This window comes from Curtobacterium sp. MCLR17_044 (assembly GCF_003234435.1).
Lineage (GTDB): Bacteria > Actinomycetota > Actinomycetes > Actinomycetales > Microbacteriaceae > Curtobacterium > Curtobacterium flaccumfaciens.
Genome location: NZ_QKTC01000006.1, coordinates 18,545 through 43,955 on the forward strand (window position 1 = coordinate 18,545; position 25,411 = coordinate 43,955).

Here is a 25,411-nt window from a genome sequence, read left to right on the forward strand (position 1 = left end):
GCCTCCGTGCGTCGGGACCCTCATGCGGTAGTCGACGCCATCGTGGCCGCGTCGTCGTCCGCGGTCCGGCGCCGCCAGGTGATGACGTTCCGGGCATCGAACCGCCGGGAACAACGGGCACAGGCCAGGGGACGGGTGGGCGTGCGGTACCGGAAGTGCTCGTGCCCCGCGGGGCAGGTGCCGATCCAGGGGGCGAGTTCGCTTGCGATCGGCCCGTCGTGCAGCCGGGAGCCGGTGTACCCGATCGCCGCGGCGGTGCGCTTCCACTTCGGTCCGTGTGCCGCCCGGGCGCCGGCGAGTGCGTGCGCGACCTCGTGCAGCAGGACCTGTTCGACGTCGTCGTCGGAGAACCGGGTGGCCAGGTGACGGCTCACCGTGATCCGCTTCCGCGCGAAGTCGCACTGACCGGCGCGGGTCTTGGCGTGGTCGAAGCCGAACGCCCACGTGCCGGCACCGAGGTGTTCGGCGATGAGCGCTTCGGCGCGGAGCCGGACGGTCTCGAGCGCGGTCACTGCTCGGCGCGCGGGTCGGCCTGGCCCTTCTTCGCTGCCCGGGCCGCGATCCGGCCCCAGATGTCGTCGGCCTCGGTCCGTGCGGCGTCGGGCGCACCGAGCACGCGGCGGCGGATCGGCGGGACCTGCTTCACCGGCTCGGCGACGCGGGTGGTGGGTTCCTCGTCCTCGGCACGGCGGGCGGCGACCTCGCGGGCGGTCCGTGGCTTGTCGGACGGTTCCGCCGGGTTGGTGATCGAGGCCCGCATGGCGGCTTCGACCGCGGTGCGCAGCGCGTCGGTGCGCTCGGACGGCGCGCCGGCCTGTCGGAAGGCCTGGTACGCCCGCGACAGGGCGGCGCGGGCCTCGTCGAAGCGGTCGTTCTCGAACAGCGACCAGCCCTCGATCTCGGCTGCGGCGCCCTCGAGTTCGGGCCACTCCTCGGTGGCGGCGGTGTCGCGGGCCATGGCGGCCTCGGTGGCGGCGCGGTCGTGCCGCCCGAGGTCGTGCAGGACGTGCGCACGACGGATCCGCGCGGCGACCTTGTCCTGGCGCTCCCCGGTGAACATCGCCAGGCGGAACACCTCTTCCGCGATGACGAGTGACTCGTCCAGACGACCGAGCAGGCGGAGGAGCTCGGCCCGTTCGGCGAGGGCGTCGGTGCTGCGGCTCTGGCCGAGGTCACGGAGCCGCTGGTGCACGGCGTCGACGTCGACCGCGGGTCGCAGGCTGATGGGCGCGAAGGTGCTGCCCGGGCTGACTCCGGCCGTCACGGGAGCCGCGTGGCGCGGTTCGCGGGAACGGTCGGACAGGTCGGGCTGCTGGCGGTCGTCGGGCGGGAGGGACATCGGTTCGAGGGTAGCCGCGGTCTCCCGGGAGCGGTCGGTGCGACGCGCTCAGGTTGCGCGGGTGCAGGCGTCCGCGCGTGCCCCGGGACGACGAACGGCCCGCCGTGCCGGAGCACGACGGGCCGTTCCGAGTGGTCGATCAGGAGTTGGCGGCCACCGCGGCGGCAGCGGCCACGCCGACGTAGGTGACCAGCGTCGCGATCGTGGCCACGACGGCCAGGATGATCGCGAAGATGCCCCAGCCGCGACCACGCTTGGTCACGGCGGCGATGATGCCCTGCACGAGCGCCCAGAGCCCGAGGATCGCGGCCACGCCGGCGATCACCGCACCGACCCCGATCTGCGAGATGACGGCCGGGTCGTTCATGAGCTGACGCTGCAGCTCCTGCTGGTCCGGGGTCGCACCGCTGCTCGGTACGAGGTTGTTGATCGCGTCGCTGTTGGCGAGCGCCGACCCCATCACGTACCCGCCGATGACGCCGATGACGAGCGCGGCGAGTCCGAGGAAGAACGCCACGACACCGAGGGTCTTCTTCTTGGGCTTCGGCTCGTCGTGGCTCTGCCAGGCCGGAGCACCGGCGTGCGCGGGCGCGGCGGCGTACGGCTGCTGGTCGTGGTGCTGGTCGTGGCGCTGCTGGTCGTTCCAGCTCGGCGTGCTCGACGGCTGGCCGTACTGCTGCTCGCCGTTCGGCTGGCCGTACTGCTGACCCTGCCCGGACTGCTGCCCGTACTGCTGCTGCTGGCCCTGCCCGTACTGCTCGCCGTACTGCGGGGTCGAGGTCGGCGCCGGGTCCACCCGCTCGCCGTACCGCGGGGCCTCGGCGTCGGGCTGCTGCTGCTGGGCGTCGCCCCAGCGCGGCGCCTGGCCGTCGCCCGTCCGGTCCTGGTCGTTCCGGTCGTCGTTCGTCATCAGGGTTCCCATCGCTCGGTCGCGCACCTGCGCGGTCGTTCAGACCATCCTGACAGCCGGACCCGCCGAGTGCCCGAAGTCCGTCCCCGGCGGTGCCCTGTGCCGGCATCAGCCCCCGAACACGCTCCGGTTCGGCTCCGGCGACGCGACCGCCGTCTGGTCGGTGACGATCGGCGCCCCGGCGATGAACGCCTTGAGCTCCGCACCGTGCACGACCTTCGCCGGCATCGGGTCGGACGAGTACCGCCTCGGCATGTCCGCCACCGGCAGGTCGGTCGGCGACCCGAGCAGCACGATGTTCCCGAACCGCCGGCCCTTGAGCATGCCGGTGTCCGCGACCGCGGCGACCGACGGCAGCACCGACTGCAGCGTCGACGCCTGCCCGCGGGCGAAGGCCAACCCGGCACCGTCGGCCACGTTCACCGCGACGATGCCCGTCGGCGACAGGAACGCGGCGACCTCGCGGTAGAACTCGACGCTCGTCACGTGGGCGGGGATCTGCGAACCGCCGAAGACGTCCACCACCGCCAGGTCCACGGTGCCGCGGAGTCCGGCGGGCAGCTTGCCGAGGACCTCCCGGGCGTCGCCGTACCGCACCCGGATCGAGGCACCGCGGGGGAACGGCAGGGCCTCGCGCACGTGCTCGACCAGGTCGCGCTCGAGCTCGATCACCTGCTGCCGCGAACCCGGACGGGTCACCGCGACGTAGCGGGGCAGGGTGAGGGCGCCGGCGCCCAGGTGCAGTGCCGTGATCGGGCCGTCCGGCAGCAGGTCGATCGCGTGCCCGATCCGCCGGATGTACTCGAACGCCAGGTGGGTCGGGTCCTCGAGGTCCACGTGCGACTGCGGGGTGCCGTCCACCACCAGGGTGAAGGACCCCGGTCGGTGCCGGTCCGGCTCCACCACCGAGTACCCCGCACCGATCCGGAACCCGTCGAACGCATCAGCCATGCCGTCAATGGAACACCACCGCGATCACCACCCGCGTCCCCACCCCTGGTTGGTGTGCCCGCGGAGCACCTGGAACGAGGCTGATCACACCGGTCGGGAACGCCCCGCCGGACCACCTCGAAAGGCACACCATGTCGGTCCAGCTCCTCGCGAACGTGCTCATCGGCCTCGCCCTCGTCGGCCTCCTGGCCTACCGGCAGGCGACCTGGCGGTCCCTCGACCCGGCGCGCATCTGGCGGGGACCGCTCGTGATGGCGATCGTCGGCGTGGTCGTCCTCGCACAGACCACGGCGACCGTCACCACCACCGACGTCGTGTTCCTCGGCCTCGAGGCCCTGCTCACCGTCGGCGTCGGCCTCGCGATGGGGGCCATGACCCGGTTCCGCACGGTCACGACGCCGGACGACAAGGGCCGCACGCTGCAGTCCCGCACCGGGTGGCTCGGCGCCGCGCTCTGGATCGTCCTGATCGCCGCCCGCGTCGGGCTCGACGTCCTCGGCGGCCACCTCGGTGCGCACCTGCTCACCTCGACCGGCACGATCCTGCTCGTGCTCGCCCTGAACCGTGCCGCCCGTGCCCTGGTCGTCGACCAGCGCATCCCCCGCGGCGGCGACCGGTCGGCGGCCGCCCGCCGCGGCATGATGGTGCGGTGAGCCTGCCGACCGACCCGGACCGGACCGACCCCGCCGGGGTCCGGTCCGCCTCGGTGCTCTCCTGGGGACTCAACGCCGTCGGGATCGCCGTGGTCGCCTTCTGGTTCGTGCGGAACGGCCTCCTGCTCCACCACCCCGCGTGGGTCTGGGCCGTCGGGGCCGTGGCGCTCGCCGCCTGGGCCGTCCGCGAAGGGGCACGCACGCCCCGCGTCCTCGTCGCCGCAGCCGGCGTGATGATCGCCGCCGGATCGCTCACCGTGGTGCCGACCGACTCGCTGCTGGTGGTCCCGGTGATCGTCGGGCTCGTCATCCTCGGAGCAGACCTGCGTCTGCCGGTCTGGACGGCCGCGGTCGCCGCGCTCGCCGCCGTCGTGGTGGTGGCCGTCACCGCGACGCTCGAGCAGACGTCGGTGCAGTTCGTCCTCGGCGTGAGCGGCGGGCTGCTGCTCGGCGTGCTCGTCGGCTTCAGCCGTCGGCAGGTCCGGATCACGACGGCGCAGGCCCGCGAGACCGAGCGGCAGCAGCAGCGCGCACGGCTCCTCGCCGACCGGTCGCGGGCGTCCCGGGACATCCACGACGTCCTCGCCCACTCGCTCGGCGGTCTGGTGCTGCAGCTCGACGCGGTCGAGGCCCTGCTCGAGGCCGGCCGCGTCGACGAGGCCACCCGCCGAGCCGGCGAGGCCCGCGCGCTGGCCGCGGACGGCCTGGCCGAGGCACGGCGTGCGGTGCACGCGCTCCGCGACGAACCGCAGCCCGGCCAGCCGGAGCCGACCCGTGCCTCCAGTCCGTCCGCCGACCACGCGTCGGGCCTGACGGCCCTGCTCGACGCACACCGTTCGTTCGGCGGCGAGGTCGTCGTGCAGGGTGACGCGACCCTCGCGGTCCTCGACGACGCCCACCGTGCCGCCGTGGTCCAGGTCGTCCGGGAGGCCCTCAGCAACGCCCGCAGGCACGCTCCCGGCCGCCCCGTGTCCCTGTCCGTGATCCGGGACGGCGACGCCGTGGACGTCGTCGTGGCCAACCCGCTGCCGAGCGGCGGGCAGGGGGTGCTCGGGATGCGCGAGCGGTTCGCGGAACTCGGCAGCGAGGCCACGGTGGAGGCCGAGCGTTCCGACGACGAGTTCGTCGTCGCCATGCACCTGCCCGTCGACGGCACGCGCGACGCGGACGCTGCGGACGCTGCGGAGGACGACCGCTCGTGACCATCCGGGTGCTCGTGGTCGACGACCAGGCCATCGTCCGCGACGGCCTGGTGACGGTGCTGTCGCTCGTGCCCGACCTGCAGGTCGTCGGGCAGGCGGCCGACGGTGCCGAGGCGATCGCCGCCGTCGACCGGCACGTGCCCGACGTCGTCCTGATGGACCTGCGGATGCCGGGGGTCGACGGGCCGACCGCCACCGCGCGGATCGTCGCCGAGCACCCCGGGGTCGCGGTCCTGGTGCTGACGACCTACGCCGACGACGACTCCATCACCACCGCGCTGCGGGCGGGAGCCCGCGGCTACCTGACGAAGGACGCCGGACGAGCGGAGATCGCGACCGCGGTGCGGGCGGTGGCCGCCGGGCAGTCGACCTTCGACGCGACCGTGGGGGCGCGGCTGGTGGCGCGCCTCGCCGGTGGTGCCGGTGCAGGTGCCGGTGTCGCTGCTGGTTCCGCGGCGCCTGCGTCACCCGATCCCGGTCCGTCGCTCGGTGCTCGGTTCCCGGACCTCACCCCGCGCGAAGTGGACGTCCTCGAGCGGATCGCGGACGGCCGGACGAACCCACAGATCGCCGCCGAGCTGTTCCTGACGGTGCCCACCGTGAAGTCGTACGTGAACCAGGTGTTCGCGAAGCTCGGGGTCCGGACCCGGGCCGAGGCCGTCGCCCGCGTCCTGCGCTGACCACCCGCAGCACCCCGTCGTCCCCGGGCGACGCACTGCGGACACGTGAATGCGTACACATGGACGACCAGCGGACACCAAGACTCGTTGCGTACCGTTGACGCCTGTCGTCACGGCGCCAGAGCGTCGATGCGTGTGTGCCCCACACTCCACGCGTCCGCCCGGACACCGTGACCACGACGTGCCCGTGAGCGCCCCCACCGCTCGAGCGTGCGCGCCGTCGGCGTGCTGCTGCGCGCCACCCCTCCGGCCACCCGCGCGCGCTGGCCGTCGAACGCACCGCACCCGATGACGAGTGCACCACTGCTGATCCGCCGCAGGAGACCTCCGTCATGACCGCCGACACCATGAGCGTGCCCACCGCACGCCTCACCACCCCGGACACCCACCGGTCCGGAACCCGACCCACCCGGGTGATCCGAGCCTCCCGGCCGACCCGTGCCGCCCATCCGTCCAGCGCCGCCCTGCCGCTCCACGCCGACCGCGAGACGGCACCCACCTGGATGCGGGTCGTCGGTACGGCGCTGCTCCTCGGCGGCGCCGGGCTGTCCGCCGCCGTGCTCGGCTGGCCCGGGGACGCGCCGGAGGTCGCCCTGCTGGTGCCGGCCCTGCTCGCCGTCGCCCTCGGGTCGCTGCTCCTGCTCGCCCGGGCCGGGTTCACCGTCACCGAGCGGCACGTGACCCTGCACTTCCGTCCGCTCCCGCCGCGGCGCATCCCGCGCCGGCGGATCACCGACGTCCGCCTGGTCGAGGCGGACGCGGCCACCTACGGCGGTGTCGGCCTGCGGATCCGTCGTGGCGAGCGTGCGCTCATCCTCACGCCGGGGCTCGGGATCGAGCTCACGGACGACCGGGGCCGGGTCACGTTCGTCCGCACGCGTCGACCGGAGGACGCGTTCCGTGCGCTGGCCGGACTGCCGGGCGGGCCGGGAGGCGCGGATCGCGTCGAGCGCGAGCGGCTGGGTTGAGCAGGGACCCGGCTGAGCAGGGGAATGGAAGCGGCGTGTGGCGGCTTATACACGCCACTGCCGAATCCGGTCAAGCCGGGACTGGACAGCGCGCCACGGAGCGAACTATGATGACAGTTCGCGCTCCCTGGCATCCGTGTCGTCATATTGCGGTCGACGCAGAGTTCTGAGACAGAAACTCATCTCGCCCTGGTGCAGCCGGACCCGTATATGGCGGCGGGTACCGCTCACGGAGATCATCCCACACGTGCACCGACGTTCCGCGTCAAGGCACGCGTCGGCGTGGTCGCAGGGCTTGCATCTCAGGGTTCGCCGAGCGATCAATCCACTCACCTACACACTGCTCGTCAGTGTCGGCCCGACGGGGCCTACCGGAGGTCACACCCTTGGCTGCTGCGCCCAACGCATCCACCAACCCCAAGAACGGTCGCAACCACTCGCGACTCTCGTTCGCCAAGATCACGGACACCCTCACGGTTCCTGATCTGCTCGCACTCCAGACGGAGAGCTTCGACTGGCTCGTCGGCAACGACGTCTGGAAGGCCCGCCTCGCCGAAGGGCAGGAGCAGGGTCGTACCGACCTCGCGCTGCACTCGGGGCTCGAGGAGATCTTCGAGGAGATCTCCCCGATCGAGGACCTCGGCGAGACCATGCAGCTCTCGTTCACCGCGCCGGAGCTCGAAGACCCGAAGTACTCGATCGACGACTGCAAGGAGCGCGGCAAGACCTACGCCGCTCCGCTGTACGTCAACGCCGAGTTCATGAACCACATGACGGGTGAGATCAAGACGCAGACGGTCTTCATGGGCGACTTCCCGCTCATGACCGAACGCGGCACGTTCATCATCAACGGCACCGAGCGCGTCGTCGTGTCGCAGCTCGTCCGTTCGCCCGGCGTGTACTTCGAGCGCCAGCAGGAGAAGACCTCCGACAAGGACATCTACTCGGCGCGGATCATCCCGTCGCGTGGTGCCTGGCTCGAGTTCGAGATCGACAAGCGCGACCAGGTGGGCGTGCGCATCGACCGCAAGCGCAAGCAGTCCGTGACCGTCTTCCTCAAGGCCCTCGGCCTGACGAGCGAAGAGATCATGGACGAGTTCCAGGGCTTCGCATCGATCGAGTCGACCCTCGAGAAGGACGCCGTCCTCACGAAGGAAGAGGCGCTCAAGGACATCTACCGCAAGCTCCGTCCCGGCGAGCAGGTCGCTGCCGAGGCCGCGCGTGCGCTCCTCGACAACTTCTACTTCAACCCGAAGCGCTACGACCTGGCGAAGGTCGGCCGCTACAAGGTCAACCGCAAGCTCGGCATGGACGCCCCGCTGTCCGACTCGGTGCTCACCGTCAAGGACATCGTTGCGACGATCAAGTACCTGGTGTCGCTGCACGCTGAGCGCACCACGATCGACGGCGTCCGTGACGGCGAGCCGGTGCAGCTGCGCCTCGACGTGGACGACATCGACCACTTCGGCAACCGTCGCATCCGCGCCGTCGGCGAGCTCATCCAGAACCAGGTCCGCACGGGTCTGTCCCGCATGGAGCGCGTCGTCCGCGAGCGCATGACCACGCAGGACATCGAGGCGATCACCCCCCAGACGCTCATCAACGTGCGTCCGGTCGTCGCCGCGATCAAGGAGTTCTTCGGAACGTCCCAGCTGTCGCAGTTCATGGACCAGAACAACCCGCTCGCGGGCCTGACGCACAAGCGTCGTCTCTCGGCCCTCGGCCCGGGTGGTCTGTCCCGTGAGCGTGCCGGCGTCGAGGTCCGTGACGTCCACCCGTCGCACTACGGCCGCATGTGCCCGATCGAGACCCCGGAAGGCCCGAACATCGGCCTGATCGGTTCGCTCGCTTCCTTCGGTCGGATCAACTCCTTCGGCTTCATCGAGACCCCGTACCGTCGCGTCGTCAACGGCGAGGTCACGAAGACCATCGACTACCTCACCGCTTCGGAAGAGGACGACTTCGTCGTCGCGCAGGCCAACGCCCCGCTGACGAACGACTTCCACTTCGCCGACGACAAGGTGCTCGTCCGCAAGAAGGGTGGCGAGGTCGAACTCGTCGCCAAGGACGAGGTCGACTACATGGACGTCTCCCCGCGCCAGATGGTGTCGGTCGCGACGTCGCTCATCCCGTTCCTCGAGCACGACGACGCGAACCGCGCCCTCATGGGTGCGAACATGCAGCGTCAGGCCGTCCCGCTGCTCCGTTCCGAGTCGCCGCTCGTCGGTACCGGTATGGAGGGCTACACGGCCATCGACGCCGGCGACGTCGTCACCGCCGACAAGGCCGGTGTCGTCTCCGAGGTCTCGGCCGACGCCGTCACCCTGCAGCTCGACGAGGGCGGCACGCAGACCTACTACCTGCGCAAGTTCGACCGCTCCAACCAGGGCACGAGCTACAACCACCGCGTCATCGTCTCCGCAGGCGAGCGCGTGGAGCAGGGCGAGGTCATCGCCGACGGTCCCGCGACGGAGAACGGCGAGCTCGCGCTCGGCAAGAACCTCCTCGTCGCGTTCATGCCGTGGGAGGGCTACAACTACGAGGACGCGATGATCCTGTCGCAGAACCTCATCAAGGACGACACGCTCTCCTCGATCCACATCGAGGAGTACGAGGTCGACGCCCGCGACACCAAGCTCGGCAAGGAGGAGATCACCCGTGACCTCCCCAACGTCAGCCCGGACCTGCTGGCCGACCTCGACGAGCGCGGCATCATCCGCATCGGTGCCGAGGTCCGCCCCGGCGACATCCTCGTCGGCAAGGTCACGCCGAAGGGCGAGACCGAGCTGAGCGCCGAGGAGCGTCTGCTCCGTGCCATCTTCAACGAGAAGTCGCGCGAAGTCCGCGACACCTCGCTCAAGGTGCCCCACGGTGAAGAGGGCACGATCATCGGCGTCAAGGTGTTCGACTCGCAGGACGGTGACGACGAACTCGGCTCTGGTGTCAACCAGCGCGTGGTCGTCTACATCGCCCAGAAGCGCAAGATCACCGCGGGTGACAAGCTCGCCGGTCGTCACGGCAACAAGGGCGTCATCTCGACCATCCTCCCGGTCGAGGACATGCCGTTCCTCGCCGACGGCACCCCCGTCGACATCGTCCTCAACCCGCTCGGCGTCCCCGGCCGCATGAACTTCGGCCAGGTGCTCGAGATCCACCTCGGGTGGCTCGCCAAGCAGGGCTGGAACGTCGAGGGCATCCAGGACTGGGCCGAGAACCTGCCGGAGGCAGCGCACAGCGCCGAGCCCGGCACCAAGGTCGCCACCCCGGTGTTCGACGGTGCGTACGAGCGCGAGATCGAGGGCCTCCTCGACTCGACCCTCCCGAACCGCGACGGCGAGCGCCTGATCGGCTCGTCCGGCAAGGCGCAGCTCTTCGACGGCCGCTCCGGCGAGCCGTTCCCGGAGCCCGTCTCGGTCGGCTACATGTACATCCTCAAGCTGCACCACCTGGTCGACGACAAGATCCACGCGCGTTCGACCGGTCCGTACTCGATGATCACGCAGCAGCCGCTGGGTGGTAAGGCGCAGTTCGGTGGACAGCGATTCGGTGAGATGGAGGTGTGGGCGCTCGAAGCGTACGGTGCCGCCTACGCCCTCCAGGAGCTCCTGACGATCAAGTCCGACGACATCCTCGGCCGCGTGAAGGTCTACGAGGCGATCGTCAAGGGCGAGAACATCCAGGAACCCGGCATCCCCGAGTCCTTCAAGGTCCTCATGAAGGAGATGCAGTCGCTCTGCCTGAACGTCGAGGTCCTCTCGGCCGACGGCCAGGCGGTCAGCCTGCGCGACAACGATGACGAGGTCTTCCGCGCTGCGGAGGAGCTGGGCATCAACATCTCCTCGCGGTTCGAGTCGTCCTCCGTCGACGACATCTGATCCCGCCCGTACATCGAAGCCTGAATCAGCAAGAGAGAAGAACATTGCTCGAAGCAACTTCCTTTGACGCCATTCGGATCGGCCTCGCGACCGCCGAGGACATCCGTCAGTGGTCGTACGGCGAGGTCAAGAAGCCGGAGACCATCAACTACCGCACCCTGAAGCCCGAGAAGGACGGTCTGTTCGGCGAGCAGATCTTCGGTCCTTCCCGCGACTGGGAGTGCGCCTGTGGCAAGTACAAGCGTGTCCGGTTCAAGGGCATCGTCTGCGAGCGCTGCGGCGTCGAGGTCACCAAGTCCTCGGTCCGTCGTGAGCGCATGGGCCACATCGAGCTCGCTGCCCCCGTCACGCACATCTGGTACTTCAAGGGCGTCCCGTCGCGCCTCGGGTACCTCCTCGACATGGCGCCGAAGGACCTCGAGAAGGTCATCTACTTCGCGGCGTACATGATCATCGACATCGATGAAGAGGGCCGTCACGCGGACATGCCGGGTCTCGAGAACGAGATGCGTCTCGAGATCAAGACCCTCGAGGGCCAGCGCGACTCGATCATCGCTGACCGCCTCAAGAAGCTCGAGGACGACCTCGCAGCCCTTGAGGAAGAGGGTGCGAAGGCCGACGTCAAGCGCCGCACCAAGGACACCGCCGAGAAGGAGATGTCCCAGGTCCGCAAGTCGTTCGACGAGGACATCACCCGTCTCGAGCGTGTGTGGGAGGACTTCCGCAACCTCAAGGTGGGCGACCTCAAGCCCGAGGACGCCGTCTTCCACGAGCTCCAGGACCGGTTCGGGATCTACTTCGACGCCTACATGGGCGCCGAGGCGATCAAGCTCCGGCTCGAGGCGTTCGACCTGGCCGCCGAGGCCGAGGCACTGCGTCTGCAGATCGCCGAGGGCAAGGGCCAGAAGAAGATCCGCGCGATCAAGCGTCTGCGCGTCGTCAGCTCCTTCCTCGCCACCGGCAACTCGCCGGCCGCGATGGTGCTCGGCGTCGTGCCGGTCATCCCGCCGGAGCTGCGCCCGATGGTGCAGCTCGACGGTGGCCGTTTCGCCACGTCGGACCTCAACGACCTCTACCGTCGTGTGATCAACCGCAACAACCGTCTCCGCCGCCTGCTCGACCTCGGTGCCCCCGAGATCATCGTGAACAACGAGAAGCGCATGCTGCAGGAAGCCGTTGACGCGCTGTTCGACAACGGTCGTCGTGGTCGTCCGGTCACGGGTACCGGCAACCGCGCCCTGAAGTCCCTGAGCGACATGCTCAAGGGCAAGCAGGGTCGTTTCCGCCAGAACCTGCTCGGCAAGCGCGTCGACTACTCGGGCCGTTCGGTCATCATCGTCGGCCCGCAGCTGAAGCTGCACCAGTGCGGTCTGCCCAAGCAGATGGCGCTCGAGCTCTTCAAGCCGTTCGTGATCAAGCGCCTCATCGACCTGTCGCACGCGCAGAACATCAAGTCGGCCAAGCGCATGGTCGAGCGTTCGCGTCCGCAGGTGTGGGACGTGCTCGAGGAGATCATCCGCGAGCGCCCCGTCCTGCTGAACCGTGCGCCGACGCTGCACCGTCTGGGCATCCAGGCGTTCGAGCCGCAGCTCGTCGAGGGCAAGGCCATCCAGCTCCACCCGCTCGTGTGTGCTGCGTTCAACGCGGACTTCGACGGTGACCAGATGGCCGTGCACCTGCCGCTGTCGGTCGAGGCCCAGGCCGAGGCCCGCATCCTGATGCTCGCCTCGAACAACATCCTGAAGCCGTCCGACGGCCGTCCGGTGACCCTGCCCGCACAGGACATGATCATCGGTCTGCACCACCTGACGACCGTCCGCGAGGGCGCCGTCGGTGAGGGCCGTGCGTTCTCCTCGGTCGCCGAGGCGATCCTGGCCAACGACCAGCACACGCTGCACCTCAACGCGATGGCGAAGATCCGCATGACGGGTGTCCACTTCGCCGAGGGTGAAGCTCCCGAGGGCTACGAGCAGGGCGACACCGTGCTGCTCGAGACGACCCTGGGCCGTGCGCTCTTCAACGAGACCCTGCCGGCGAACTACCCGTTCGTCCAGAAGGTCACCGACAAGGGCGTGCTCTCCGCGATCGTCAACGACCTCGCAGAGCGCTACTCCAAGACCGAGACGGCCGCTGCGCTGGACCGGATCAAGGACGCCGGCTTCTACTGGGGCACCCGCTCCGGTGTGACCGTCGCCCTGTCGGACGTCGTGACGCCTCCTCGCAAGAAGGAGATCATCGCGGGCTACGAGATCCAGGCCGCCAAGGTGCAGGGCGAGTTCGACAAGGGTCTGATCACCGACTCCGAGCGTCGCGCCGACCTGATCAAGATCTGGACCGAGGCCACGAACGAGATCGCGCAGGAGATGCGCGACAACTTCCCGGTCGACAACACCATCAACCGCATGGTGTCGTCCGGTGCTCGTGGTAACTGGCTCCAGGTCCGCAACATCGCCGGTATGCGTGGTCTGGTGAACAACCCGAAGGGCGAGATCATCGCCCGCCCGATCATCAACTCGTACCGCGAGGGCCTGACCGTGGCGGAGTACTTCATCGCCACCCACGGTGCTCGTAAGGGTCTTGCCGACACCGCGCTCCGTACCGCGGACTCCGGGTACCTCACCCGTCGTCTCGTGGACGTCTCGCAGGACGTCATCATCCGCGAGGACGACTGCGGCACGACGCGTGGCCTCGAGCTGCCGATCGCGACCGTGGACGCCGACGGCAAGCTCGTCCGCGACCCGCGCGTCGAGAACACCGTGTACTCCCGCACCCTGGCCACCGAGGCCGTGGACGCGCAGGGCACGGTCGTGGCAGAGGCTCGCGAGGACGTCGGTGACGTGCTCCTCGAGAAGTTGCTGGCAGCCGGTGTCGAGAGCATCAAGGTGCGCTCGGTCCTGACCTGCGAGTCGGCCGTCGGTGTCTGCGCGAAGTGCTACGGCCGTTCGCTCGCCACCGGCAACCTGGTCGACATCGGTGAGGCAGTCGGCATCATCGCCGCGCAGTCCATCGGTGAGCCCGGTACCCAGCTGACGATGCGTACCTTCCACACGGGTGGTTCGGCCTCGGCCGACGACATCACCCAGGGTCTGCCGCGTGTCACGGAGCTCTTCGAGGCGCGTACCCCCAAGGGCGCGTCCCCGATCGCCGAGGCCCCCGGCCGCGTCGTGGTCGAGGACACGGACAAGGGTCGTCGGATCATCCTCACGCCGGACAACGGCGACGAGCCGTTCATCTACCCGGTGCTCAAGCGTGCGACGCTCCTCATCGAGGACAACCAGCACGTCGAGCTCGGCGAGCAGTTCATCGCCGGCACCGTCGACCCGAAGGAAGTCCTCCGGGTCAAGGGTGTCCGAGAGGTCCAGAAGCACCTGGTCAACGGTGTGCAGGACGTCTACGGCTCGCAGGGTGTGCCGATCCACGACAAGCACATCGAGGTCATCGTCCGCCAGATGCTCCGCAAGGTCACCGTCGTCGACCACGGCGACACCGACCTGCTGCCGGGTGAGCTCGTCGACCGGTCGCGCTACAACGCGCTGAACCGTGCGGCGCTGCAGGAGGGTCGCAAGACCGCCTCGGCTCGCCAGGAGGTCATGGGCATCACGAAGGCGTCCCTCGCGACCGAGTCGTGGCTGTCCGCCGCTTCCTTCCAGGAGACCACCCGCGTGCTCACGCAGGCGGCCATGGAGGGCAAGCAGGACCACCTCGTCGGCCTCAAGGAGAACGTCATCATCGGTAAGCTCATCCCCGCCGGGACGGGCCTCAGCCGGTACCGTGACGTGGACGTGAACGCGACCGAAGAGGCGAAGGCGGAGCGGTACCCCAACCGCATCTTCGCTGACGACTCGTCGTTCTCGGACGCCGACCTGAGCTTCGTCGACTTCGACAGCTTCTCGTCGGACGACTTCACGCCGGGCACGTACAACTGAGCCTGATGTGATCCCACGAAGGCCCCGTCTCCGCAAGGAGGCGGGGCCTTCGTCGTGTCGTCACCACGTGACGGCCTGGAGGCGCGGTGCGGGGCCGCCACGGGCCTCCCGTCCGCCGTGGGGTCGCGGCTAGAGCGCGCGGCCCGCGCCGTTGTCGCGGCCGGAACCGCGTCCGGTCTCGTCGACCAGCGAGAACAGGCTCAGCACGTTGCCGTCGGGGTCGCGGACGTCGAACCAGTCGACCGCACCGTCGACGCACTCGACGGGGCCGATGTCGATGCCGAGCGCGCCGATTCGTGCGTGCTGCGCGGCGACGTCGTCGACGCCGAAGCGGACGCTGACCGGGTTCTCCTCGGCCTGCTCGTCGACGTAGAGCTGGATCCAGATGCCGCCGACCTCGTACTCGGCGACGCCGTCCTCGGGCTCGAGGTCCGGCTCGGTGCGCTCGAAGACCGCGCCGTACCAGAGGCAGGACGCCTCGATGTCGCTGACGGGCAACCCCACGGTCACGCTCGTGATGTCCATGTCTCATCATGTGCCCGGGTGGGGGCGCGCGTCGAGAGGGATTCCGCGGCGCCGCGCTGTCCGGCCCGCGTCGGACGACGGCCTCGTTCCTCCACACCCCCGTGTGACACCGACGTTCTCCACGGACCGCTCGCCAGGACTCCGGCAGCCGTGCGGGGTCCGGGAGGCTGGCGGACATGCACCCTCCGACGGCCACCGCGAACCGGCCCAGGCGTCCCCCGGACCGGGGCCGAACCGGTCGTGGACCCCAGTTCTGGGTGCAGCCGGACCCCCTCCGCCCCCTCTTTCTGGGACTGCGGTCGGCGAGGGCCCCAGAAGTAGCGTGGTCGGGCGCCACATCCCTGGTGGCGCATCACCCGACGACGTCTCGCCGTGCGCGAGTCCAAGGAGGCACGGGACTCATGGCGACCCTGTCCGAGATCCTCATCCTGAACGGCGCCCTGCCCATCGAGCACCTCGATGCGATGACGGGTGACGAGGACCTCGACGAGCGCGCCATCCGTGGCCTGGTCGACCAGGGCGTCGTGAGCGAGGCCCAGTTCATCACCGCCCGGGCCGCGTCGAACAACTCACGCACCGTCCCGCTGAGCGACTACCCCGTCGACGGCACCGCGGTGTCGATCCTGCCGGCGGCCCTGTGCCGTCGTCACGGTGTGCTCGGCGTCGGGTTCGAGGGCGACCTGCTCATCCTCGCGATGGTGAACCCCACGAACGTGCTCGCCATCGACGACGCCCGGACGGCGTCTGGTCGCGCGATCAAGCCGCTGCAGGTCGAGGAGCGTGACCTCGTCGCTGCCCTCGACCGGTACCTGCGTGCCGACGACGAGCTGAACGACCTGACGTCGTCGCTGGAAGAAGAAGCATCGACGACCTCGAAGGCGCAGATCGACATCGCCGACGGCGCCCTCGACGACGTCCCGATCGTCCGGTTCGTGAACCTGCTCGTGTCGCAGGCCATCCAGGACCACGCGTCCGACATCCACATCGAGCCCGGCGAGCACGAGGTCCGGATCCGGTACCGCATCGACGGCGTGCTGCACGAGATGGCGCCGGCGCCGAAGAACATCCAGAACGGCGTGATCAGCCGCCTGAAGATCATGAGCGACATCGACATCGCCGAGCGTCGCAAGCCGCAGGACGGCCGCATGTCCGTGCGGCACGGCGGCCGGCAGATCGACCTCCGTGTCGCGACGCTGCCCACCGTGTGGGGCGAGAAGGTCGTCATGCGGATCCTCGACAACACGAACACCTCGCTGACCCTCAAGGACCTCAACCTCCTCGAGCAGAACTTCCAGGCGTACCAGCGGTCCTACTCGAAGCCGTACGGCATGATCCTGGTCACCGGTCCCACCGGTTCGGGCAAGTCGACGACGCTGTACACGACCCTCAACGCCGTGGCGAAGCCCGAGATCAACGTCATCACGGTGGAGGACCCGGTCGAGTACCGGATGGCCGGCATCAACCAGGTGCAGGTCAACCCGAAGGCCGGCCTGACGTTCGCCTCCGCGCTCCGCTCGATCCTCCGCTCCGACCCCGACGTCGTGCTGCTCGGTGAGATCCGCGACCACGAGACCGCCCAGATCGCGATCGAGGCGTCGCTGACCGGGCACCTCGTGCTCTCGACCCTGCACACCAACGACGCCCCGTCGGCCGTGACCCGTCTGACCGAGATGGACATCGAGCCGTTCCTGGTCGGGTCCGCCCTCGACTCCGTCGTCGCCCAGCGACTCGCCCGTCGGCTGTGCGACCGGTGCAAGGCGCCCGCCGTGTACGAGATCGAGCAGCTCCGGGCGCTCGGGTTCCTGGCCCCCGGCGACGAGATGCCCGCGTTCTTCGCCCCGGTCGGCTGCGCCGTCTGCTCGAACACCGGGTACCGCGGCCGCATCGCCCTGCACGAGGTCATGACCGTGACCGAGGAGATCGAGCGGCTCGCCGTCGGTCGTGCCTCGAGCGCGGAGATCAGTCGCGTCGCCCAGCAACAGGGCATGCTCACGCTCCGCCAGGACGGCTTCGAGAAGGTCAAGCTCGGCATGACGAGCGTCGACGAGATCCTGCGCGTCGTCGCGTGACCGGGGAACAGGACGAGCAGATGACCGACTCCGTGTACGACATCACCATGCCCGGCGACGAGCCCGTCGCCGGATGGCACCCCGGCACCCCGGGCGCCGAGGTCGGCTCTCGCCGTGCCGCGCGTCTGGCCGCGGCAGCCGCTACCCCGCCCGAGCAGGTCTACGACCTGACGGACGACTCGGCGGTGTGGCCCGCGCCCACCGGCACGGCCGTGGCGAGCCCGGTTGCCGGCCCCGTGGGTGGTCCGGTCGCTGCGCCCGTGGCGCAGTCCGCCACCGCTCCGGCGACGCCGCCCGCCGCGGTGCCGTCGTCGACCGCCACCTACGGGTACGCCGAGCCGGCGACCCAGCAGCTGCCGGCCATCGCCTACAGCGGCGCGCACCACGCCACACCGGCTGAGCCTGCTCCGACCCCGGCCCTCGCCGCGGCGTCGGCCGGTGACATCGACTTCGCCCGGCACGCACGAGAGGTCGCCGACCCCGACCTCATCACCGCACTTGCACAGGTCGTCTACCAGGGGGCCTCCGACCTGCACGTCACGGCCGACGCCCCGCCCACCGTCCGCGTCGACGGCTCGCTCCGGCCGGCCGTGCCCGGAGGCGCGTGGTCGCGTGGCAAGGTCATCGCGGCGCTCAAGACGCTGCTGTCCGTCGAACAGGCCGGGCAGTTCGACCACGACCAGGAGCTCGACTTCGCGTACTCGCTGTCGCCGGAGTACCGCTTCCGCGTGAACTACTACCAGCAGCGCGGCAACTGGGGCGCCGCGTTCCGCATCATCCCCACCAGGATCAAGACGCTCAAGCAGCTCGGCATCCCCGCGCACGTCGGTGACTTCGCCGGCCTGCCCCGTGGCCTGGTCCTCGTCACCGGCCCGACCGGCTCGGGCAAGTCGACCACCCTCGCCGCGCTCATCGACCTGGTCAACGAGAGCCGTGCCGACCACATCGTGACGGTCGAGGACCCGATCGAGTTCATGCACGACCACAAGCGGTCGATCATCAACCAGCGCGAGGTCGGCGCCGACACCCACTCCTTCGCCTCCGCGCTCAAGCACGTGCTGCGGCAGGACCCCGACGTCATCCTGATCGGTGAGCTCCGCGACCTCGAGACCATCTCCGTCGCGCTCACCGCCGCCGAGACCGGTCACCTGGTGTTCGCCACCCTGCACACGCAGAGCGCACCCGGCACGATCGACCGCGTCATCGACGTCTTCCCACCGCACCAGCAGGGGCAGATCCGCACCCAGCTCGCGGCCACCCTGCAGGGTGTCGTCTGCCAGACCCTCGTCCCGAAGGCCAACGGCGTCGGCCGGGTCGTCGCCACCGAGATCATGACCATCACCCCGGCCATCGGCAACCTCATCCGCGAGGGCAAGACGTACCAGATCACCTCTGCCATGCAGGCCGGCCGTGACCTCGGCATGCACACCATGGACCAGGACCTCGCCGAACTGGTCAACGTCGGCACGATCTCGCGCAAGGCCGCGATGGAGAAGGTGCACGACGAAGAGGGCTTCGACCGGCTCGTCCAGCGCGTCGAGTCCCCGTCCGACTCCTCGGCCGCCGCGATCGCCGCCAGCGGCATCGACTTCGGCGACAAGTTCTCCGGAGGCTACTGATGTCACTCGCGTTCGACTACCGCGGGCGTGACGGCGCCGGGAAGCTCGTCAAGGGTCGCCTCGACGCCGCGTCCGAGGGAGCCGTCGTCCAGCGCCTCCGGGGGATGGGCGTCTCACCGATCGCCATCACCGAGGCCAAGGCCGGCACCGGGCTCCAGACCGAGATCAAGATCCCCGGGTTCGAGAAGGGCGTCGGCCTCAAGGACCTCGCGATCATGTCGCGGCAGGCCTCGACGATGCTCACCTCGGGGCTCTCGCTGCTGCGGACCCTGACGATCCTGTCCGACCAGACCGAGAACAAGAAGCTCAAGGACATCCTCGGCAAGGTCCGCGACGACGTCGAGCGCGGCGTCTCGTTCTCCGACGCCGTCGCGAAGTACCCGGTCGACTTCCCGCCGATCATGATCAACATGATCCGTGCGGGGGAGACCGGCGGGTTCCTCGACCAGGCCATGGACTCCATCGCGACGAACTTCGAGAAGGAGCACAAGCTCCGCTCGACGATCAAGTCGGCGATGACCTACCCGGTGGTCGTGCTCGTGATGTCGCTGGTGGCGGTCGCCATCATGCTCATCTTCATCGTCCCGATCTTCCAGGACATGTTCTCGTCGCTCGGCGGCACGCTCCCGCTGCCGACGCAGATCCTCGTGACGCTGTCACACGCCATGCGGTACGTCGCGATCCCGCTCGCGATCGTCGTCGTGCTGGCGTGGCTCTGGTGGCGAGCGAACAAGAACACCGAACGCGTCCGAGCGTTCATCGATCCGATCACCCTGAAACTGCCGGTCTTCGGCCCGTTGCAGAAGAAGATCGTCATTGCTCGGTTCGCTCGCAACTTCTCGAACATGATCGGCGCCGGCGTTCCCATTCTGCAGGCATTACGGATCGTCGGGGAAGTGTCGAACAACTTCGTCGTGAAGCGCGCGCTCGACAATGTCGCAGAGGCCGTGCGGAAAGGTGAATCAATCGCGGTGCCGCTCGCCGCACAATCGGTTTTCCCGGCAATGGTGACGCAGATGGTCGCGGTCGGTGAAGACGCCGGTTCCCTCGAGATCATGCTCGAGAAGATCGCGGTGTTCTACGACGCCGAGGTCGAGGCGACCACCGACGCCCTCACCTCGCTGATCGAGCCGCTGCTCATCGCGTTCCTTGGCGTTGTGGTGGGTGGGATGATCATCGCGCTCTACATGCCGATCTTCCAGATCACCAACGTCGTGCAGAACGCTTCCTAGTCATTCCACCCCCATGCGGGGGCATTGTCGATATCAATCCTCCCCCGCACTGGGGGTGTTTTGTGCCCAGCATGGCCCCCGTTCTCGGGATTGGCCGCTCGATGTGCCCCCAATACGCTGATCTGCGGCGGCCGAGCAAGCCCCGAAATCATTCCCCCGACATTCCCCGCAGAATGGAAACAACCATGTACTTCGCTCTCATGGGCAAGCTCGACGCTCGCCGCAAGGGTCTCCTGAAGGACGGCGAGAAGGGCTTCACGCTCATCGAGCTCCTCGTCGTCGTCATCATCATCGGCATCCTCGCCGCGATCGCCATCCCGGTGTACATCGGCGTGCAGAACAACGCGAAGGACTCGTCGGTGAAGTCTGATGTGTCGAACGCGAAGACCGCTGTCGTGAGTATCGTCACGTCCGGCGACGGGGCGTTCCCGGCAGATGCTGATGTGAGCCTGACGTCGGACGCCTACAAGGCCGCGGGCGCGACCAAGGGACCCAGCACGACCGCTCTTATCTACAAGAAGACCGCGACCGGCTTCTGTGTCCAGGGCACGAGCTCGACCGCCAAGGTCTTCTCCGCCAACGAGACCGACGGCGTGAAGACCGGGGCCTGCTGACACTCGCTGTGAACCGTGTGGGCGCCGCCTCGTCGAGGCCGGCGCCCACACGAGCATCGGAACGACCACTCCATTCAGAAGGGACGCCATGATCTCGCGCATCGCCGAGCGACTGCGTTCCGCACGGGACAACGAGGACGGCTTCACCATCATCGAGGTGATGGTCGCGATGACGATCTTCGCCCTGATCGCCGCCGGGATCGCCGCCGGGATCGCCGCTTCTCTCGTGCTCTCGAAGGACACCCGTGCACGCGAAGTGGCGTCGACGATCGCGATGGAGGACATCGACGACCTCCGGGACACCCCGAGCATCTTCAACGTGAAGAGCGGGACCGCCACCAAGCAGGTCGGCAACCAGGTCTTCGACCTGACCCGCAAGGTCTCGTGGACCCGGTCGTCCGGCGCGGCCACCGCCTGCGGCACGGGCGACGGCAGCCTGTCGTACAAGGCCGTGACGGTCACGGTGCGGTGGAAGACCAGTGCTGCAGCGTCCGGGACCCAGCAGGTCGAGATGTCGAGCGCCATCGCTCCACTCACGAACATCAACTCGGACACCACGGGTTCGATCCTCGTCGGCGTGACGAACGCGAACGGGATCGGCGTCTCCGGGGTCGTGCCGACCGTGAGCGGTGGCCCCGCCGGGGTCACGTTCCCGGCGACGGACGCGGAGGGCTGCACCTACGTGGCCGGCGTCGTGCCCGGGACCTACAAGGTGTCGGTCGCCCGCACCGGGTACATCGACTCGACCCAACAGCTGAGTCCGTCATCGCAGTCGGTGACGGTGTCGGTCGGGAGCTCCGGTGCTGCCGCCTTCACCTTCGACAAGGTGACGACTTACTCGTTCAAGTACGTGACCTCGCCGGCATCGTCCGCGATCCTGCCGACGAACCTGCCCTTGTCGATCACCAACGGGACGTCGGGCACGACCGTGTTGAACCCCGCCCCGACGAGCGCGGCCCTGTTCCCGTTCCCCTCGGGGTACCAGGCGGTGGCCGGTCTGTACTCCGCAGACGTGTCGTCCGACGCCGCAGCGACCTGCCTGGGCCCGGAACCAGGTGCCTGGACGACCGCCAACAAGGCCGGCAAGAAGGGGACGGCGACGGAGTTCAAGGACGCGACCGGGCCGATCCCGATCAGCATGGGAGCGATCACGCTCGCCAAGCCGGACAAGGCGCTCTTCATCACCGCGAAGACCACGACGGCCGTGAACGGCGATCCCGGCTGCGCGAAGGGGATGACCCTGAGCTTCCCGAAGCCGACGTCCGACAGCATGACGATCGCCCTGCCGTGGGGAACCTGGAAGCTGTTCACGGGCGGCACCGCAGGCGCGGCGACGACGCCGCTCACGCTCACCGCCACCAACACCGCGATGGTCAGCAACGGTGCCGTCACCGATGGCGTCGTCCTCGTCGACCCGAGGCCGGCCAGCTGATGCGCGCGCTCCTCCGTCGTCTGCGTGGCGATCAACGCGGGATCACGCTCGTGGAGCTCCTCGTCGCCATGCTCGTGACGTCGCTGCTGCTCACCCTGGTCGGGAGCTTCTTCGTGTCGATCTCGAAGGCGCAGCGCACGGTGTCCTCGGTCAACGACAGCACCCGACAGGGCACCACGTCGATGACGCAGCTCAGCCGGTACCTGCGTGAGGCATCTCGTTGGCAGGTGAGCAAGACGGTCAGCGCGCCCGCGTTCGTGAGCGCCACTGGCCGGAGCGTGCAGTTCTACTCGGGTGTCGACCTGTCGAGCGCGCGGGCCGGGCTCACCAAGGTGACGGTCGACGTCGTGTCGAACCGGCTGCGCATGCAGCTGCAGCGGGGCGACTGCCCGACCGGCGGGTACTGCACGTTCACCGGCGCCACCCGGACGCTGTGGCTCGCCGACGTGGTCCGTGCCGGCACGCTCTTCTCGTACGTCGACGCGGACAACGGACCCGTGTCCGCGCCGGCGAACGCCACCTACGACACGATCCGGTCCGTCCGCGTAGCACTGACCGTGGGGTCGACCGGCGGCGCGACCGTCAACGACAGCACGTTCCAGGCCACCATCAACCTGCGCAACCTCGACTACGGCGCAGCCACGGAGTCATGATGCTCATCCGGATCCTCCGAGGCCTGCGCGCCCGAGACGACGAACGCGGGGTCGCCCTCGCGGCCGTCATCGGGATCGGTGCGGTGCTCATGATCGTGCTGTCCCTCGTCGTCGCCACCGCGACGAGCGGTGCGACCAAAGCGACGACCGACACGAACTACAACAAGGCGATCGCGGCCGCGTACGCGGGTCTCTCCGACTACCAGGGCCGCCTCGCAGCCGACAACGCCTACGTCAAGTACGGCGTGCGCACCGCGTTCTCGTCGACGAGCACGTACACGGCAGATCCGGCGAACAAGGCCTTCGGCACCACGAAGGACGGCTCGTGGGCGAACGTGGTCGGGAGCACCGACCAGTCCTACCGGTACGAGGTCGACAACTCCGACTACTCGACGACCGGCAAGGTCCGCCTGCGCGTGACGGGGAAGGCCGGTGCCACGACGAGGACCATCGTCGTGGACCTCCGCGGCGACGGCTTCGTCAACTACCTGTACTTCACGAACTACGAGTCCCAGGACCCGAGCCTGACGAACGCCGGCTGCGTCTCGAACCACCGCAACGACGACGACTGGAGCTCCAGCAGCAGCTGTGAAGCCGTCACATTCGCCAGCGGTGACGTCCTCGACGGGCCGGTCCGGTCGAACGACGTCATCACCGCCTGCGGAGCGACGTTCAACTCGAGCGTGCAGGACACGGGGCCCGCCGACTTCTTCTACACGAGCAAGGCGACGACCATCGACTCCGCCTGCCGCTCGTCCACGAAGTTCATCGGCGGGAAGATCAAGAACGTCGGGACGCTCCCCATGCCGAGCACCAACGCGAACATGAAGCAGGAGGCACGGACCGACATCCCCGAGAAGGTGGCGAAGCCCGGGTGCCTGTACACCGGTCCGACGTCCATCACCTTCCTCGCCGCGGGCAAGATGCGCGTGGTCTCACCGTGGACCATCTCCACACAGGTCAAGGGCAACGCCAACGGCAGCGCCATCGCACCGGGCCCGGGGAACGACGCCCTGTGCGGCTCGGTCGCTGCCCTCCGGGGAACCGGTGCCGTCGTCCCCACGCTGCCCGCGAACCTGGTCTACGTGCAGAGCGTGCCGTCGACGGTCGGAGACCCGAACTACTGGGCGTCCAGCGCCACACCGTCCGGCACGGTCAACGGGACCGTGAACGCGGGTTCGCCGGTCTACTGCCAGCAGACGGTCAAGTCGGGGACCTCGACGACTTCGGACTACGGCAACGGCCTGGGGTACCCGCTCAACGGCGAGTTCACCGGAACGCGCGGGGATGCCGGGTACTACGGGTGCCGCAGCGGTGATGCCTTCGTGTCCGGATCCTTCGGCGGACAGATGACCCTCGCCGCGGAGAACTTTCTGTACGTGACCGGAAACATCGTCTACCAGAACGGCCGGACCTCCGACGACATGCTCGGGCTCGTCGGGCAGAAGGCGGTCTCCGTCTACAACCCCGTGTCGTGCTCGAGCTACTCCGGCTGGTCGAACACGGTGTGCAACACGGGCAGCAGCTCCTACTCGACGAACACGGCGCCGACCAAGAACATCGAGATCGACGCGGCCATCGCCAGCAACCTCGGCACGTTCAACGTCCAGAACAGCCAGTACGGGTCGAACCTCGGCATCCTCACGATCTACGGATCGATCGCCCAGCAGTTCCGCGGCTCGGTCCGCACCTCGTACGGCAACGGCCTGCTGACGGGGTACGCGAAGGCGTACTCGTACGACAGCAGACTCAAGTCCTCCGCCCCGCCCAAGTTCCTGCAGCCGGTCTCGACCACGTACGGCGTGACGACCGAGACCGAGTCGGCCACGGCCTTCCGCGCCGACGGCACCCCGACGGGGAAGTGACCGTGGCTTCCTTCGCCTCGGTCGCGCCCCTCGTCGCCGCGCTGGTCGGTGTGCTCGGTCTCGCGATCGGGTCGTTCCTGAACGTCGTCGTGTACCGGGTGCCCGCGGGCATGTCCGTCGTCGCGCCGGCCAGCTCCTGCCCCGGATGCGGTCACGCGATCCGAGGTCGCGACAACGTGCCCGTCGTCTCCTGGATCGTCCTGCGCGCCCGGTGCCGTGACTGCGGCGCGCCCATCTCGGCCCGGTACCCGCTCGTCGAAGCCGCCACGGGCCTCCTGTTCGTCGCGGTGACGCTGCTCTCGGTCCTCGCACCGTGGTCGCCGCTGGTGGCACCGGACGGCGTCTCCGGATCGATCCACGGAGCGGTCCTGCTCGTCGCGCTCCTGTACCTGATGGCGATCAGCATCTCGTTGACGCTCATCGACCTCGACACCCACACGTTGCCGAACCGGATCGTGCTGCCGGCCTACGTCGTGCTGCCCGTGCTCCTGCTGGCGGCGTCGGCGGCGTCCGGCGACTGGGGCGCCGCGCTCCGGGGGCTCATCGGCCTGGTCGTCCTCGGCGGCGTCTACCTCGTGCTCGCGCTGGCGGTGCCCGGCGGGATGGGGCTCGGCGACGTGAAGCTCGCCGGCGTGCTCGGCCTCGTGCTGGCGTACCTCGGATGGGGACCCCTCGCAGTGGGTTCTTTCGCGGCGTTCCTGCTCGGAGGTACCTTCGCAGTCGTCCTCTTGGTCGTGCGCCGGGCGGGCCGTCGCAGCGGGATCCCGTTCGGCCCCTGGATGCTCGCGGGTGCCTGGCTCGGCATCGCCGTCGGTGCCCCCGCATGGGACGGCTACCTGCGCCTCCTCGGACTCGCCTGACGCCTCGTCGCGCGCTGACCCACCAGACCGACCCGAAG

Annotated in this window: 19 protein-coding genes; 14 read left to right on the plus strand and 5 right to left on the minus strand. The window is 69.0% G+C overall.

The features are described 5' to 3' along the window. Positions 1-20 precede the first annotated feature (20 nt). From DEJ04_RS05295 to DEJ04_RS05310, 4 genes are all read right to left on the minus strand, one after another. The gene (locus tag DEJ04_RS05295; RefSeq protein WP_111023268.1) at positions 21-512 is read right to left on the minus strand and encodes a SprT-like domain-containing protein; all 492 of its coding nucleotides are present in this window, start codon (positions 510-512) and stop codon (positions 21-23) included. After that, positions 509-1,339, minus strand: coding sequence for a hypothetical protein (locus tag DEJ04_RS05300; protein WP_071406181.1), 831 nt, complete (start codon positions 1,337-1,339; stop codon positions 509-511). Before DEJ04_RS05300 ends, DEJ04_RS05295 begins: the two co-directional genes overlap by 4 nt. A gap of 139 nt (positions 1,340-1,478) precedes the next feature. Further along, positions 1,479-2,249, minus strand: coding sequence for a DUF308 domain-containing protein (locus DEJ04_RS05305; protein WP_146248644.1), 771 nt, complete (start codon positions 2,247-2,249; stop codon positions 1,479-1,481). Positions 2,250-2,357: 108 nt separating this feature from the next. Next, on the minus strand, positions 2,358-3,200 hold the full coding sequence (locus tag DEJ04_RS05310; RefSeq protein WP_110863235.1) for a spermidine synthase: 843 nt from the start codon (positions 3,198-3,200) through the stop codon (positions 2,358-2,360). A 131-nt stretch (positions 3,201-3,331) separates the two neighbouring features. On the opposite strand from DEJ04_RS05310, the gene DEJ04_RS05315 reads away from it, so the two are divergent. The 6 genes from DEJ04_RS05315 (at position 3,332) to rpoC (ending at position 14,504) form a co-directional block, all read left to right on the plus strand. After that, positions 3,332-3,853, plus strand: coding sequence for a hypothetical protein (locus tag DEJ04_RS05315; RefSeq protein ID WP_111046454.1), 522 nt, complete (start codon positions 3,332-3,334; stop codon positions 3,851-3,853). Further along, the gene (locus DEJ04_RS05320; protein WP_111046455.1) at positions 3,850-5,055 is read left to right on the plus strand and encodes a sensor histidine kinase; all 1,206 of its coding nucleotides are present in this window, start codon (positions 3,850-3,852) and stop codon (positions 5,053-5,055) included. The genes DEJ04_RS05315 and DEJ04_RS05320 overlap by 4 nt, the downstream gene beginning before the upstream one ends. Beyond that, entirely contained in the window at positions 5,052-5,735 is a 684-nt protein-coding gene (locus DEJ04_RS05325) for a response regulator transcription factor (RefSeq protein ID WP_111046456.1), read from the plus strand. Before DEJ04_RS05320 ends, DEJ04_RS05325 begins: the two co-directional genes overlap by 4 nt. A gap of 332 nt (positions 5,736-6,067) precedes the next feature. Then, complete coding sequence (locus tag DEJ04_RS05330) at positions 6,068-6,703, plus strand: hypothetical protein (protein ID WP_111046457.1); 636 nt, start codon at positions 6,068-6,070, stop codon at positions 6,701-6,703. Between the two features lie 386 nt (positions 6,704-7,089). Further along, on the plus strand, positions 7,090-10,578 hold the full coding sequence (gene rpoB, locus DEJ04_RS05335; protein ID WP_071406174.1) for a DNA-directed RNA polymerase subunit beta: 3,489 nt from the start codon (positions 7,090-7,092) through the stop codon (positions 10,576-10,578). A gap of 44 nt (positions 10,579-10,622) precedes the next feature. Beyond that, complete coding sequence (rpoC, locus tag DEJ04_RS05340; RefSeq protein WP_110863230.1) at positions 10,623-14,504, plus strand: DNA-directed RNA polymerase subunit beta'; 3,882 nt, start codon at positions 10,623-10,625, stop codon at positions 14,502-14,504. Between the two features lie 129 nt (positions 14,505-14,633). Here rpoC and DEJ04_RS05345 read toward each other — a convergent pair whose 3' ends face one another. Then, on the minus strand, positions 14,634-15,029 hold the full coding sequence (locus DEJ04_RS05345; RefSeq protein ID WP_071245506.1) for a VOC family protein: 396 nt from the start codon (positions 15,027-15,029) through the stop codon (positions 14,634-14,636). A gap of 401 nt (positions 15,030-15,430) precedes the next feature. Here DEJ04_RS05345 and DEJ04_RS05350 point away from each other — a divergent pair, with 401 nt between their 5' ends. From DEJ04_RS05350 to DEJ04_RS05385, 8 genes are all read left to right on the plus strand, one after another. Then, positions 15,431-17,098, plus strand: a complete 1,668-nt coding sequence (locus tag DEJ04_RS05350) for a GspE/PulE family protein (RefSeq protein ID WP_111023276.1) — start codon at positions 15,431-15,433, stop codon at positions 17,096-17,098. Positions 17,099-17,118: 20 nt separating this feature from the next. Then, on the plus strand, positions 17,119-18,717 hold the full coding sequence (locus tag DEJ04_RS05355) for a type IV pilus twitching motility protein PilT (protein WP_284176636.1): 1,599 nt from the start codon (positions 17,119-17,121) through the stop codon (positions 18,715-18,717). Then, entirely contained in the window at positions 18,717-19,949 is a 1,233-nt protein-coding gene (locus tag DEJ04_RS05360) for a type II secretion system F family protein (protein WP_111023277.1), read from the plus strand. The genes DEJ04_RS05355 and DEJ04_RS05360 overlap by 1 nt, the downstream gene beginning before the upstream one ends. Before the next feature lie 185 nt (positions 19,950-20,134). After that, positions 20,135-20,563: a prepilin-type N-terminal cleavage/methylation domain-containing protein gene (locus tag DEJ04_RS18800; RefSeq protein ID WP_309148012.1), complete on the plus strand. Its 429-nt coding sequence runs from the start codon at positions 20,135-20,137 to the stop codon at positions 20,561-20,563. Between the two features lie 88 nt (positions 20,564-20,651). Next, positions 20,652-21,995, plus strand: a complete 1,344-nt coding sequence (locus DEJ04_RS05370) for a carboxypeptidase-like regulatory domain-containing protein (RefSeq protein WP_111046458.1) — start codon at positions 20,652-20,654, stop codon at positions 21,993-21,995. Beyond that, positions 21,995-22,648 carry a PilW family protein gene (locus tag DEJ04_RS05375; protein ID WP_111046459.1) on the plus strand — a complete coding sequence of 218 codons (654 nt, stop codon included), beginning with the start codon at positions 21,995-21,997 and terminating at the stop codon, positions 22,646-22,648. Before DEJ04_RS05370 ends, DEJ04_RS05375 begins: the two co-directional genes overlap by 1 nt. Then, a complete protein-coding gene (locus DEJ04_RS05380; protein WP_146248645.1) occupies positions 22,645-24,513 on the plus strand; it encodes a hypothetical protein in 1,869 nt (622 codons plus the stop codon). The genes DEJ04_RS05375 and DEJ04_RS05380 overlap by 4 nt, the downstream gene beginning before the upstream one ends. Next, positions 24,510-25,373: an A24 family peptidase gene (locus DEJ04_RS05385; RefSeq protein WP_111046461.1), complete on the plus strand. Its 864-nt coding sequence runs from the start codon at positions 24,510-24,512 to the stop codon at positions 25,371-25,373. The genes DEJ04_RS05380 and DEJ04_RS05385 overlap by 4 nt, the downstream gene beginning before the upstream one ends. The last annotated feature ends 38 nt before the right edge of the window (positions 25,374-25,411 follow it).